Source organism: Ilumatobacter coccineus YM16-304 (genome assembly GCF_000348785.1).
In the GTDB taxonomy this organism is placed as follows: domain Bacteria; phylum Actinomycetota; class Acidimicrobiia; order Acidimicrobiales; family Ilumatobacteraceae; genus Ilumatobacter_A; species Ilumatobacter_A coccineus.
The window spans coordinates 3158781-3172329 of sequence record NC_020520.1; the positions used below are offsets into that span (position 1 = coordinate 3158781).

The 13549-nt window shown below is 67.4% G+C and carries 11 protein-coding genes; 3 read left to right on the plus strand and 8 right to left on the minus strand.

All coding sequences use genetic code 11. The features are described 5' to 3' along the window. The first annotated feature begins 171 nt into the window (after nt 1-171). Nucleotides 172-1095 carry a universal stress protein gene (locus tag YM304_RS14270; RefSeq protein WP_015442405.1) on the plus strand — a complete coding sequence of 308 codons (924 nt, stop codon included), beginning with the start codon at nt 172-174 and terminating at the stop codon, nt 1093-1095. 37 nt (nt 1096-1132) lie between these two features. Beyond that, complete coding sequence (locus YM304_RS14275; protein ID WP_015442406.1) at nt 1133-1771, plus strand: response regulator; 639 nt, start codon at nt 1133-1135, stop codon at nt 1769-1771. Nucleotides 1772-1786: 15 nt separating this feature from the next. On the opposite strand, the gene YM304_RS22680 is transcribed toward YM304_RS14275, so the two are convergent. From YM304_RS22680 to YM304_RS24055, 7 genes are all read right to left on the minus strand, one after another. Next, entirely contained in the window at nt 1787-2773 is a 987-nt protein-coding gene (locus YM304_RS22680; protein ID WP_051071440.1) for a PAS domain-containing sensor histidine kinase, read from the minus strand. A gap of 178 nt (nt 2774-2951) precedes the next feature. Then, the gene (locus YM304_RS14285; RefSeq protein ID WP_154723465.1) at nt 2952-4304 is read right to left on the minus strand and encodes a hypothetical protein; all 1353 of its coding nucleotides are present in this window, start codon (nt 4302-4304) and stop codon (nt 2952-2954) included. Between the two features lie 283 nt (nt 4305-4587). After that, on the minus strand, nt 4588-4824 hold the full coding sequence (locus tag YM304_RS14290; protein WP_015442409.1) for a Trm112 family protein: 237 nt from the start codon (nt 4822-4824) through the stop codon (nt 4588-4590). An 89-nt stretch (nt 4825-4913) separates the two neighbouring features. Next, nucleotides 4914-6275, minus strand: coding sequence for a phosphohexomutase domain-containing protein (gene manB, locus YM304_RS14295; protein WP_015442410.1), 1362 nt, complete (start codon nt 6273-6275; stop codon nt 4914-4916). Nucleotides 6276-6370: 95 nt separating this feature from the next. Continuing rightward, nucleotides 6371-9352 carry a hypothetical protein gene (locus tag YM304_RS14300; protein WP_154723466.1) on the minus strand — a complete coding sequence of 994 codons (2982 nt, stop codon included), beginning with the start codon at nt 9350-9352 and terminating at the stop codon, nt 6371-6373. A gap of 103 nt (nt 9353-9455) precedes the next feature. Continuing rightward, nucleotides 9456-10202, minus strand: coding sequence for a CPBP family intramembrane glutamic endopeptidase (locus YM304_RS22685; protein WP_015442412.1), 747 nt, complete (start codon nt 10200-10202; stop codon nt 9456-9458). A gap of 55 nt (nt 10203-10257) precedes the next feature. After that, the gene (locus YM304_RS24055) at nt 10258-10680 is read right to left on the minus strand and encodes a DUF3499 family protein (RefSeq protein ID WP_015442413.1); all 423 of its coding nucleotides are present in this window, start codon (nt 10678-10680) and stop codon (nt 10258-10260) included. A 242-nt stretch (nt 10681-10922) separates the two neighbouring features. On the opposite strand from YM304_RS24055, the gene ftsH reads away from it, so the two are divergent. Beyond that, complete coding sequence (ftsH, locus tag YM304_RS14315) at nt 10923-12920, plus strand: ATP-dependent zinc metalloprotease FtsH (RefSeq protein WP_015442414.1); 1998 nt, start codon at nt 10923-10925, stop codon at nt 12918-12920. A 137-nt stretch (nt 12921-13057) separates the two neighbouring features. Here ftsH and YM304_RS14320 read toward each other — a convergent pair whose 3' ends face one another. Then, a complete protein-coding gene (locus YM304_RS14320) occupies nt 13058-13513 on the minus strand; it encodes a thioredoxin family protein (protein ID WP_015442415.1) in 456 nt (151 codons plus the stop codon). Nucleotides 13514-13549 lie beyond the last annotated feature (36 nt).

The window sequence follows — 13549 nt, forward strand, 5'->3', positions numbered from 1 at the left end:
TCCGGGTCAGCAACAGCCCAGTGGCGACGATCCTAGCGGCACCGAGGGAGGGTCACAGCCGGGCCCGGAGCGGGTCGTGCACCCGACGACTGCGCTCCCTCGACCGCCGACGGCACCGCCCGGGACCTTCTTCCCTGGCAGTACCCCATCGGCATGGTGTTTGATGGGCGCATGACATCATCGCAGACCTCCACCGTCGAGGCTCAGGGCTCCGACGCGTCGACGCCGTTCTGGGTCGTCGGCGTCGACGGCTCGGAGTGCGCCGAGCACGCCGCCGAGTGGGCGACGCAGCACGCGACCGGTCGAGTCGAGCTGCTGAAGTTCGTCACCGCGTGGACGGTGCCGAACGCTCCCGCCCTCCCGCCGATCGGGCCGATGGCGAAGTACTGGGACCTCGATGCGTTCGCCCAGAGCGCCACCGACCAGGCCGCCGCCTCGGCGACCGCTGCCGGCCAGCGCACCGATGTGCGCATCGAGTCGGCCGCCGTGCAAGGCCAGGGAGCGTCGGTGCTGACGAGCCAGGCGGACGACGCCGAACTGCTCGTCATCGGCAGCCGCGGCAACGGCGGGTTCAAGCGGCTGCTGCTCGGATCGACCAGCACGCAGTGTGCGACGCACGCCGTCGTGCCCACCGCGGTCATCCCCTGCAGCGCGACGATCGGCGAGATCGGTCGGATCGTCGTCGCGGTCGACGGATCGGACAACTCGCTCGCTGCCGCGTCGTGGGCGTTGCAGTTCGCTCCTCGCGATGCCGTCGTCGAGTTGGTCAACGTCTGGGACGTCGCACCGATCGCGGTCGGCGCCGACCAGTTCTTCTTCCCCGAGGCGATCGATCTGGCCGAAGAACAGTTCGGCCAGCAGGTCGCCGAGTTGCGTGCGATCGTCGGCGACGGCGTCGACATCCGTTCGACCTTCACCCGGGGCAACCCGCGCACCGACCTCGAGATCGCCGCCGAGCGAGCCGACCTCTTCGTGATGGGAGCGCGCGGGCACGGAGCCGTCGGCGCCGCGCTGCTCGGTTCGATCTCGACGTGGTTGCTGCACCATCTCAGCTGTCCGATGGTGGTCGTGCCGGCCGACGATCCCCCCGGCTGACGTTGCATTCCGTTGCTCGGAGTGCCACAGTCGGCGCATGATCCGGATCTTCCTGCTCGATGATCACGAGGTCGTGCGCCACGGCGTACGAGCGGCCCTCGACCTCGAATCGGACATGACCGTGGTCGGCGAATCGGGAGACGGCGAAACCGCCTTGGCGGCCATACGCGAGTGTGCACCCGACGTGGCGGTCATCGACGTGCGACTCGGGGAGGTCAGTGGCATCGACGTGTGTCGCGCCGTCACCGACGAGCTTCCCGACGTCAAGACGTTGATCCTCACGTCGTTCGAGAACGACCGGGCGATCTCCGAGGCCGCTGCGGCCGGCGCGAACGGCTTCGTCCTCAAGCAGATTCGCAGCACCGAGCTGGTCGATGCGATCCGCCAGGTCGCCGATGGTCGCCAGCTCCTCGACGACGCTGCGGTGCGGATGGCTCAGCGACGCCTGAGCGAGAGCGAAGAGGGACAGCTCGATCAGCTCACGCCGCAGGAACGCAAGATCTTCGATCTGATCGGCGCCGGGTTGAGCAATCGCCAGATCGCGCTCGAGATGTACCTCGCCGAGAAGACCGTCAAGAACTACGTCTCGAACCTGCTCGCCAAACTCGGCATGTCGCGCCGGACCGAAGCGGCGGCGTTGTCGGCACGGCTCGACGAGCGCCTGCGCGACGTCTGAGCGAGCCGTGGCCGGTCAGCCGGCGATGATCGGGACGTTCCAGGTCAGCAGAGTCCCCGATGGCTGTGCCGCCCCGATGGCACACTCGCCGCCGAGCTCGGCGGCGCGCCACATCATGTTCGACAGCCCGCCGTTGGTCTTGGGTTGCCCGACGATGCCGCGCCCGTTGTCTCTCACGGTGAGGCAGACCTCGTCGGCTCGCCGTTCGATCACCACCGATGCCTCGGTCGCTCCAGCGTGGCGGGCGACGTTCGACAGGCTCTCGGTGAGCGTCGCCACGAGCTGATCGGCGAGGAAGTCGGGCAGGCCGGTGAGCGAACCGTTCACCGTGAGGTGCGGGCGGAAGCCGAGGTGGACGGCCCGCCGGTCGATCACCGCCGCGATCTGGCTGGACAGGGTCCGTACATCGTCGGTCTGGCCGAGTTCGAAGATCGACTGTCGGAGCTGACGGATCGTCTCGTCGAGGTCGTCGATCACCCCGGCGATGCGCTCCTTGGCCGTGCGGTTCTCGATGATCGAGTCGAGCGCCTGCAGGGTCATGCCCGCGGCGAAGATCCGTTGGATCACCATGTCGTGGATGTCGCGGGCGATGCGTTCTCGCTCGCGGAGCAACGTGATCCGCTCTGCTGAGTTCTGGCGCTCGGTCACGTCGCGCACGGTGGCGATCGTGTACGACTCGCCGTCGATCTCGACGGAGTTCAACGAGATCTCGACCGGGATCACCGTGCCGTCGGCGTGCTGCGCGAAGAGTTGGAGCCCGGTGCCCATCGGCCGGCTGGTCGGCTGAGCCGTGTAGGCGTTGCGGAGTCCGGCGTGGCCGGCGCGCTGTTCGACCGGAACGAGCTGGTCGACGTTGTTGCCGACGAGATCGCCGAGTCCGAAGAGCTCGGACGCCGACGAGTTGGCGAGACGGATCACCCCGGCGTCGTCGACCAGCAGCAATCCGTCGGGCGATGCCTCGAGCAGCCGCTCGGCGAGATCGATCGTGTCGGAGACGCTCATCACGACACCATGCCACACACCGCGGCACACGACACCACACACCGTGAGCCTCGGGCATGGCCAGGCAGCGTCGCTCGCCTGCTCGCGATCCCACCGACGACGTCGAAAACGACGAACTCCCGCCGACCGGGGTCGACGGGAGTTCGAGTCGAATCGTGTGGGCCGACGCCCGACGGGATCAGTCGGCGAGAATCACGGCGTACACGTCGAGCGTGTAGTGGATCTTGCCGTCGGAGTTGTACGCCGAGACCATGTTGTCGTCGCCGTCGCCGTTGCTGCCGTAGGTGACCAGCGACATGTTGGTGACGACCTGGTTCTCGCCGACGTTGAGGTTGGCGTTGCCCGGTGCGCCGGCCTGCCCGTGATCGGGAGTGTTCTCACGGTCACGAGGGTCGGTCGGGTTGAGCGTCATGAAGCTCTGCACCGGCTGCGTCGGGTAGTTGCGCTCGAGTGCGAACGCCGCGAGGTTGCCGAGCAGACCCGACTGTGCACCGACGGGAGCGCCGTCGAGCGTGACCGAACCAGCGAAGTCCTGGAAGCTCCAGTCCTCCCACGACGAGTACGGGAGCTTCTGGTTGTTGAACTCGTCGGCACGGGTGTCGAACGAGCGGAACGGCGCTTCGAGCGGGACGATGCGACCCTCGAGCGTGGTGTCGTCGTCGTTCTTCTCGAGGTAGCCGACCACGTCGAGCGTGACGTCGATCTCGCCGAAGCGGTTGTAGAGCCAGAAGCTGCCGTCGTCGTTGAGCGGCACCATCACGTGGTTCGACTTGATGTCACCGGCGACGAAGTTGCCGTTCGCCGTGTCGGCATCGTCGGCGCCGTCAGCGACCTTGTCGGGGCTGGCGGCGAGGTACGTGCGAGCGCTCGGACGGATGCCGGCCATGTTGAGGATGACGCCGGTGACGGCATCGGTGTCGGGAACGCCGGCTTCGCCGCGGACCTGGATCTCGACCGATTCCTGCTCGCCGAGCGCCGAGTCGGTGGCGTCGCCTGCGGGCGGCTGACCGGCACGGGTGTCGAGGAGACGTTCGGGCGTCTGGGTGACGACGCGTGCGCCGTCGGCCTCGTCGGGCGTGGTGACGCCGTCGCCGTCGTAGTTGGAGGTGGCGACCCAGCCGAACACGTCGACCGCGACGTGAGCGTTGCCGCCGCCCGGGGCGACGAGTTCGATGGTGAGCTTGCCTTCGGAGCCGACGCCCACGATGGCGAAGTTCGGCACCACTTGACCCTGCTTGAAGTTGAGCAGCGTGGTCGGTTCGTCGGTGGCTGCCGGTTCGAAGTCGGACGGACGCATCGACAGGTAGCCGTTGCCCGGCGCGTTGATGACCGTGACGTTGACGGCGACCGCCAGAACGTCGTCGGCCGGAACGCCGGCGACACCGACGACGTCGAGGTCGAACGTGGCGTTGGCGGGCTTGGCGCCGGCGGGCGACACGTCGAGGTCGGCGTCGCGAGTGTCGAGGATGCGCATCGGCGTCACGGGGAAGAATTCGCCACCGGCGCCGACGTCGTCAGCCTGCGCTGACACGGTCGGAGCGGAAGAGCCCACGGCCGGCACGATGCCAACCGATGCAGCCGCCACTAGGAGCGCTGTGGTGCGTCGTGTCCACTGTTTTGAGATCATCACTACCAATCGTAACCCGTTCGTCACATCTCGCGCGGTCAGGCGTCGAATTCCGTGGTGGAACCCACCGCTGGTGACCGCACGCACATTTGCTGTTCCTCCGTCATCGGCACGTCCGATGAGCGTCTTGAGTCGAAATTCCCCGATCCCGGTCGCGACGATTCGGGTCGTGCCCCGGCTCGGCCGATCAGTCGGCGAACGTCGGCGCGATGCCGTCGCTCTCGACGATCTGCATCAGGCGATCGTGCTCGGCGGCGTCGACCGTCGTGGCCTCGTCGATCAGCATGACCGGGATGCCGTCGCGCACGGCGTAGGTGCGGGTGAGGCGCGGGTTGTACAGCACCGATTCGGACTCGATGTAGTACAGCGGTCCGTGATCGTCGGGGCAGGCGAGGATCGAGAGCAGGTCTGCGGAGAGTGTCACGTCGGGTCCTTGTTGGATGAGTCGGGTGTACGTCGGTGGGCTGACGGTGCGGGTGGGGCTGATGGTGGGGATGACGGTGCGGATCGCGCTCAGGCGGTGATGAGCGCGAGCAGTTCGGCGACCCGATCATCGCACGCATCGCGAGTGGGTGCTTCGAGGTTGAGACGCAACAGCGGCTCCGTGTTGGACGGGCGCAGGTTGAACCACCACGACCCGCAGTCGACGGTCAGTCCGTCGAGGTCGTCTTGATCGAACTCGGCGTAGTGCTCGCTGATCGAAGCGATCACCGCTGCTGCGTCGTCGACCTCGGTGTTGATCTCACCGCTCGAGGCGTAGCGCTCGAACGGCTTGCGCACGATCGAGAGCGGCTGTCCGGATCGGCTGACCTCGGCCATCACGAGCAGCGAGGCGATGAGGCCGCTGTCGGCGTTGAAGTTGCGCGCGAAGTAGTAGTGCGCCGAGTGCTCGCCGCCGAACACGGCACCGGTCTCGGCCATGACCTGCTTGATGTACGAATGCCCGACTCGGGTTCGCATCGGCGTGCCGCCGTGTTCGTCGATGACCTCGGGGACCGACCGGGAGCAGATGAGGTTGTGCAGGATCGTGGCCTCGGGCTGGTCGCGCAGTGTGGCGGCGGCGAGCAGCGCCGTCGTCGTCGAGCCGCTGAGCCCCTCGCCGAGTTCGTCGACCACGAACACGCGGTCGGCGTCGCCGTCGAACGCGAGGCCGAGATCGAACCCGCCGCTCACCACACGGGCCCGGAGGTCCTTCTGGTTGGCGGGCTGCAACGGGTCGGCCGGGTGGTTGGGGAACGTGCCGTCGAGTTCGGGATACATGATCTCGTACTCGACGTTGTCGAGTCGATCGAGCACGGCCGGCACGACGAGGCCGCCCATGCCGTTGGCCGTGTCGGCCACGATCTTCAGCGGGGCGATCGCCGAGGTGTCGACGAACGTGAGCACGTGCTCGACGAAGTCGTCGAGCATCGACTGCTCGGAGCGCTCCCCCGGCCGATCGGCGACGGGAGGCGGGTTGCCGTCGAGCACCGCCTGGGCCGTCTCCTTGACCTGGTCGAGGCCGGTGTCGGCGCCGACGGGACGAGCTCCGGCCAGGCACAGCTTGATCCCGTTGTAGCCGGCGGGGTTGTGCGAGGCCGTGAACATGGCGCCCGGCACGTCGAGCGTGCCCGAGGCGAAGTACATCAGGTCGGTCGACGCAAGCCCGATGTCGACGACGTCGATGCCGTGTTCCATCACGCCGCGAGCGAAGCCGTCGACGAGGGTGGGTCCCGACGGTCGCATGTCGCGAGCGATGACGATGCGGGTGACACCCTGCGCTGAGATGAAGGTGGCGAAGCCGACACCGAGAGCATGCGCGACGTCGACGTTCAACTGGTCGTGCACGGTTCCGCGGATGTCGTACGCCTTAACGATCTGGTCCAAGACTGACATGTCAACGGCACGCTATCGCCGTGCTGTGAACGCCTCGTGCGCGTTTCGCGATGGAACGGTGACAGACGCGCTGCATCGTCCGCAGCCAGCGAACCTCAGCGCTCGGGTTCCCCACCGTCGGGTTCGGCGTCGAAGTCGGCGTCGAGATCGGCGTCGAGCGGGCGGTCGACCTCGCCGGTCGGTTCCATCGTCGTGATCGCGGCGACATCGTGATGGCCGGAGTCATCGCCGGCGGCATCGACACCACCAGGGTCGGTCTCGTGAACGGGTTCGGCGCCGACGGATGCATCGGCCTCGGCCTCGGCGTGAGCGCCGCCGACGACCACGAACTCGTCGCCGTCGACGGAGGCGGGCGCAGAGGTCTCGGCGACCCGAGCCGACGGGACGAGTCCGGCATGGACGACGTCACCCCGTCGCCGCCACAGGAAACACAGTCCGATACCCACGGCGGTGAGCAGGTAGAAGAACCAGTCGAGCGCGGCACGCGAGTCGTAGCTCATCGTGACCTCGGTGCTCGTCGGCACCACGACCATGTGGTTGGCACCGGCGCGGTACGGCCCGTCGGCACCTTCGACCTGCCAGTTGGGGAAGTAGCTGACCTTGACCATGACCGGCACACCGATCTGGTCGACGGTGAAGTGCAGCGACTGCTGCTCGATCACGACGTCGGACACCGTGATCGTCGGCAGGATCGCCGGGTCGATCGGCTCGGTCGGCTCGACGTAGTCGACCTTGCGGCGTTGGTCGTCGAACGGTTCGACCCGCTCGGCCTCGACGATCTCGGCGGTCACCCGCTGCCAGTCGTCGGGGCCCTCGTCGACCGGCACGGCCGGCCAGTCGTCACGGTTCTGGAACCAACTGGTGCCGAGTTCGAGGTTGCGTTCGCGGTCGTCGCCCGGGTTGAAGCGCTCGATGCCGTCGGCGTGGTCGACCACGACCGGCTCGACCGCCAGGGGCTCGACGATGTTGGAGTCCTGGACTTCGTAGATGTCCCACGTGCCGGACGTGGTGACGAACTCCAACCCGTCGGCGAGGGCTGCTTCGGCCTTGGCCGGATCGGTGCGCACCATGAGGTAGCGCACGCCGAGGTCGCGCATGTGGCGAACGCCCAGCTCGGCGTCGTTGTTGGTGTAGCGGAGTTGGCGCACCGGGTTCGACGACGACTCGGAGACCGCCGCGGCGGTGATGAAGTGGTAGTTCGTCGAGGCGGTCGCTTCGAAGAACAGGCCTTCCATCGATCCGATACAGCCGTCGGTCCAGTGCGGCAGCAGCATCAGCGCCATGGTGGTGCCGTACTCGCTGTTGGAACCGTTGTTCTCCCACAGCGCTCGGCCACAGCCACGATCGTCGCCGATCTCGTCCATCGTCGTGACGACGTCGTTGTAGGCGGCATACGACGGTCGCCCTTCGTACCCGGTCCAGTTGTAGCGAGTCCAACCGTCGGCGACCGCACGGCCTGCCGTCGGGGTCTTGCGCAGCGGACCCCATGCGTAGACGCTCACCTCCTCCCCGCTCGAGTTCGTCTCGGTGCGGGTTCCGTCGAACGGCAGCACTTCGTACATCCAGCCGAACACCAGGAGGATCGAGAGGCCGATCACGGCGAAGGCGCCGACGCTCTCGTACTCGTCGAGCGACCGGTTGGCGAGACGTGCCCGACCGGCGTTGATCACCCAGGTGACCAGCTCGAGTGCCCCGATCACCATGAGCAGGTAGCGGGCGAGATAGAAGAACGGCAGCAGACGCGGGTTCCACAGCAGTCCGATGACAGGGAGACTGTCGCGAGCGACCCAGACGCCGACGGCTGCGGCCACGCAGATCAATCCGAGCGCGGTGCCCGTCAGTTGGCGGCGCATGATCATCGCGCCGAAACCGATCACGGCGAGCGACGTGATCAGGATGTCGAGGGCCGGCGTGAGCGGAAAGTACATGTCCCAGAACGAGTCGGTCGCACTGTTGGGACGGAACCCGTACTTCATGTCGGTCATGAACTCGTGACCGAGCAGGAACGGACCGACCCACCACGCCGAGAGCAGGATCATCGTGAGGCCGGTGGTGACGGCGTACACGAGGCGTGTGCGGTCGATCCAGACCAGACAGATCAGCAGCGCAGCGACGGCGACGAAGATCAGCACGATGCCGTGCGACACGGCGGCCAGCGACAGCACGACGGCGGCCCACACGCGGTACTTGCCGGTGCGCAGGCCGTTGGCGAGCAGCCCGAGCCCGAACATCGCCAGCGTCAGTGCGATCGAGAACGAGTACTCCCCCGCCATCGTCGACTTGACGTTGCCACCGTAGATCTCGAAGCTCTCGTCGAGCAGGAAGCACATGCCGCCGAAGGCGAACAGCTCCGGGATCGGGTGCCGGAACGCGGCGAGGCGTCCGAACGACCAGCAGGCCAGCGGGAACAGCACGAGCCCCGACATGGCGACGAGCTTGAAGGCCACGCCGTACGGCAGGATCACGTCGAACGCCACGATCAGCAGCGCCGGGATCACCATGTAGAAGCGATACAACGGCAGCCCGCCGTACCAGTCCATGGTCCACCCCGAGATCTGCCCGTTGGGCAGCAGGTGGTCGCGGAGGAAGGCGGGCGCCCAGACGTGGGCGCCCATGTCACCACCGGTCGGAGTGGTGTCGTCGAAGATCAGGTCGCGAGACGGCGACAGCGGATTGAAGTGGACGACCATCATCATGATGACCGTCGTGGCGACCAGCGCCGTCGAGGTGACCACCACTCTGGCCACGCGTTCGTTGGTCCACGGTGCGTTCCACCAGGCCACGGGCCGACGGACCAGTCGGGTCAGCGCTCGGTCGCCCCAGCTCCGCGTCGGCGCGCCCACGACCTCGACGGATTCCGCGGCGCCATCGCTCGCGACCCGGTCGGCATCCTCGGTCGTCGCGCCGTCTCCGTCGGCGTCGGCGTCGGCGACATCCACGTCCTCGACGGCTTCATCGCCGTCGTGTTCGGAGCCGGCCGAACCGCCCTGTCCGGCGATGGTGTCGGCGTACTCGCGGTCGAACCAGTCGAGGGAGTCGTCGTCGACAGCGTCACCGTCGCGGGGGTCGTCGGTCATCGGTTCAGCCCATTCACAGGCGCCCATTGTGACAAAGACCGGGCGAACGACGGGGTCACACGGCCGCGAACCGTTCGCGACATGGTTGGAGGCGTGTTCGGGCTCACATCACGCTCAGCAATCCGGTGGCGTTGAAGGCGATGTGGGCGAGGATCGGCATCCCCAACCGACCGGTCCGCCAGGCACACACGCCGAGCACGAGGCCGATGGCGAACAGACCGGGGAACTCGACCGGACGGAAGTGGATCGCCGCGAAGATCACGGCGACGCCGACGACCGCCACCGCTCGGTGCAGTTCGGCTCGCGCCGAACGGAGCAACGAGCGCTGCAACATGCCACGGAAGAACAGTTCCTCCACGATCGGCGCACCGATGGCGACGAGCGCGACGAGCAGCACGAGGGTTCCGCCGTCGGCCCGATCGACGAGGTCACGAGCCGTGTCGTCGAGACGGTCGGTGTCGAACGTGTCGGGCCAGATGGCCTGCAGCGGCACGTACACCAACCAGACCAATCCCAGCTGTGCGGCGACACCGATCGGAATCCCGAGCAGGTCGACCGGAGCGACGCGGATGCCGTAGTCGGCGACGAAGTCACCGGTACCGGTGCGCTGCGAGGCGAGCCACATACCGGTCAGGTACGCCGACCACAGCCCGAGCAGCGACAGACCGAGCACACCGATCGGCGCATGGAGCACATCGCCGACACCCACCGGGTCGTCGGGGCGTGACGGAGCGTGGAAGAGCCCCAACGCGATGGACCCGGCGACGACGCCGACGATCCAGGTACCGACCCACCAGGTGATCGATGAGGCGGGCGTCGTGTCGGACGCAGGCTCCGGAGCGGTCGTCATGCGGGGGCGACGCTATCTGGACACCTCGCCGGTGCCGGGGCGAGCGGAAGCGAGGTCAGACGGCGATGAGCGCGCCGTGGCGGACGCCGCGCCGATCGTCGAGATGCCACCCGCGAGGCACCGACAGGCGCTCGGCGTGGCGCAGACACATGTCGTACATGTGCGGCTCGCGCTCGGGGAAGAGATAGTCGATCCAGACCTGCGACTGGCCGTAGTGGTAGCTGAGCGTGACCGCCGCGGCGTCGGAGCACCCGGTTCGCGAGCACTGTCGGTCGGCGAGGATCGGACGGTCCATCTGCGTCGAGATGTCGGGCGCGGGCCACGCCCCGGAGCCGTCGAGCAGGATGCCGCCCGGCGCTGCGTCGTCGCTCGACCCCGAGCGACTGAGCTCGGTGGTGACGTCTCCGAGGTCGGCATCGGCCAGTTCAGCGGCGATGCGATCGAAGATGTTGTCGTTCGAGGTAGGCCCAACTCCCATCCGGAAAACCGTAAACCACCGCGCGCGCACGGTGGTGGATAGTGGTGGAGAGTGATGGATCGTGGTCGAGAGTGACCGCATGCGGGTCGTGCCGAGCGGACGACGTGGTGCGCGGATCCGTGTTCAGCACGCGCGGTCGTCGGCGTATTCCCGACACGGCCGTGAAATCTCCCACAGCGGTTTTCGGTGTGTTCAGCGAGCTGTGGACCGCCTTCGCCACCCCCGTCCCGTATCATTGGGGCATGAGTAATCTGCCTCCACCCCCTCCTCCCCCGCCCCCTGGAGGCAGCCGCGGCCGAGGCTCACGCGGTGCCGGCAAGCCGGATCGCCCTGCGCCCCGCAACGATTTCAAGCCCAAGGGCAACGCCGACGGCGGCGGTTCGGGCGAGGCGAAGTCCGGGTTCCCGAAGTGGGGATTCTGGATCATCGCCGGCGTGGCGCTCGCCGCGCTGCTCATCCCCAGCTTCTGGCCGAGCAACGACGGTGAGAGCCTCACCTACACCGAGTTCATCAACCAGGTCGAGGCCGGCAACATCGAGACCGCCGACGTCAACACCGGTTCGGGCAAGATCACCGGCGAGTTCGCCGCCGGTGGCGACTACAACACGTCGGGCGGTGGCGACCGCGGCCTGTCCGAGGCCGACGAAGCGCTGTTGCGCGAACGTGGCGTCGATCTCGAGTTCACCCCGCCGAGCAACAACTGGCTGCTCGGACTCCTCGGCTTCATGCTCCCGGTGTTCCTGATCATCGGCTTCCTCGTCTGGATGCAGCGTCGTGCTGCCGGACAGATGGGTGGCGTGATGTCGATCGGCAAGAGCAAGGCCAAGGCATACACCACCGACAAACCGTCGACCACGTTCGCCGACATCGCCGGCTACGAGGGCGTCAAGCAGGAGATCACCGAAGTCGTCGACTTCCTGCGGATGCCCGAACGCTTCAAGGAGATCGGCGCTCGCGTCCCCAAGGGCATGCTCCTCGTCGGCCCTCCCGGCACCGGCAAGACGCTCTTCGCTCGCGCCGTCGCCGGCGAAGCGGGTGTCGGCTTCCTCTCGGTCACCGGCTCCGACTTCATGGAGATGTTCGTGGGCGTCGGCGCCAGCCGTGTTCGCGATCTCTTCCAGCAGGCCCGTCGCATGGGTCGGGCGATCATCTTCATCGACGAGATCGACTCGATCGGTCGCAAGCGCGGCGCCGGCCTCGGCGGCGGTCACGACGAACGTGAGCAGACCCTGAACCAGTTGCTCGCCGAGATGGACGGCTTCGAGGCCAGCGAAGGCATCGTCATCATGGCGGCGACCAACCGTCCCGACATCCTCGATCCGGCACTGCTGCGTCCCGGTCGTTTCGACCGCCAGATCGTCGTGCCGCTCCCCGAGTCCGACGAGCGCAAGGCCATCCTCAAGGTCCACAGCCGTGACAAGCGCATGGGCGCCGACGTCGACATGGAGACCATGGCGAAGGCCACGGTCGGCATGGCCGGCGCCGATCTCGCCAACCTCGTCAACGAAGCGGCACTCGTCGCCGTGCGTCGCGGCTCGCAAGAGATCGAACGCATCGATTTCGAGAACGCTCGCGACCGCGTCGTGCTCGGCGCACAGCGCGAGTCGGTCATCATGTCGGCCGAAGAGAAGCGGGCCACGGCGTACCACGAGGGCGGTCACGCGCTGCTCGCCACGGTGCTGCCCAACGGCGATCCGCTCCACAAGGTCACGATCCTGCCTCGCGGTATGGCGCTCGGCGTCACGTGGTCGCTTCCGCAGGAGCGGCACACGTACTCGAAGGAGTACTTCGAAGACACGATCTGCAAGGCCATGGGTGGCCGCGTCGCCGAGAAGGTCGTCTTCGGCCATCTCAACTCCGGTGCCGCCAACGACCTCGAACAAGCCACCGGCATCGCCCGCCGGATGGTGCGTGAGTGGGGCATGTCCGATCGCGTCGGGCCGCAGGCCTGGAGCGGCCAGCAGGCCACGTTCCTCGGTGACGACCTGATGAGCTCGGGGCGCGAGTACTCCGACGACACGGCGAAGCTGCTCGACGAGGAGATCTCGAAGCTGCTCACCAACCAGGAGCAGCGGGCCCACGACATCCTCACCCGGCACCGTCGTGGCCTCGAACTCATCGCTGAAGCGTTGCTCGAGCACGAGACGATCGACGGCCCGACGGTCGCCAACCTCATCCAGCAGGGCATGATCGAGTCGGGCGAGAGCGCCTCGACGCTCGACGACATCATCGTCCGCTGACGCCGATCGCCCCGTACCGCCCAACGGCGGTCGGGGCGTCTGGCTCACCGCTCGGCCGTTGTGCCGCTCTGTCGGGCTGTTGCAGCGACCACCCGCGTCTGCGGCCTCGCCGGCGCACCTGTTCGCTCGGGACTGGGTCAGGACGGAGCGTGGTTGCCGCAGCCGTCGGGCGTGCTGCCCGGCTCGCGAACTTCGGCGACGGCCGCCCACAGGTCGGTGGCGGTCATCGGGCCCAGGAAGCTCTTGCGCGTGACGCCGGCGGCGTCGACGATGACGAGCGTCGGCACCGCGTCGATCCGGTACCGCTCGTGGAGCTCTCGCTGAGCGAGGAAGTCGATGTTGGCCACGGCCACTTCGTTCGTTTCGAGCACGGCCGCCTTGCTCACGACCTCGGCGCACTTGTCGCAGGTGTCGGACGAGAAGGTGACGACGAGCCACGGAGCGTCGGGTCGCACGAAGTCGGCGCGGTCGAGTTGTTCGGGCACGTTGAACCGTTGCTGCGTGGGCGCATCGGGGACGCGCCGACGCTTGACGACCTCTGCGACCGCTGCGGCGAGCAGGATGATCACGACGGCGATCAGCAGGCGAGTCATACGTCCGTCAGGCTATCGACACGCCCGGTCGAGCGA

Coding starts and splice junctions, on each gene's coding strand:
- YM304_RS22685 (WP_015442412.1), bottom strand. CDS start 10,202: ATGACGACCGCTCCGGAGCCTGCGTCCGACACGACGCCCGCCTCATCG.
- ftsH (WP_015442414.1), top strand. CDS start 10,923: ATGAGTAATCTGCCTCCACCCCCTCCTCCCCCGCCCCCTGGAGGCAGC.
- YM304_RS14270 (WP_015442405.1), top strand. CDS start 172: ATGACATCATCGCAGACCTCCACCGTCGAGGCTCAGGGCTCCGACGCG.
- YM304_RS22680 (WP_051071440.1), bottom strand. CDS start 2,773: ATGAGCGTCTCCGACACGATCGATCTCGCCGAGCGGCTGCTCGAGGCA.
- manB (WP_015442410.1), bottom strand. CDS start 6,275: ATGTCAGTCTTGGACCAGATCGTTAAGGCGTACGACATCCGCGGAACC.
- YM304_RS14320 (WP_015442415.1), bottom strand. CDS start 13,513: ATGACTCGCCTGCTGATCGCCGTCGTGATCATCCTGCTCGCCGCAGCG.
- YM304_RS24055 (WP_015442413.1), bottom strand. CDS start 10,680: ATGGGAGTTGGGCCTACCTCGAACGACAACATCTTCGATCGCATCGCC.
- YM304_RS14300 (WP_154723466.1), bottom strand. CDS start 9,352: ATGACCGACGACCCCCGCGACGGTGACGCTGTCGACGACGACTCCCTC.
- YM304_RS14275 (WP_015442406.1), top strand. CDS start 1,133: ATGATCCGGATCTTCCTGCTCGATGATCACGAGGTCGTGCGCCACGGC.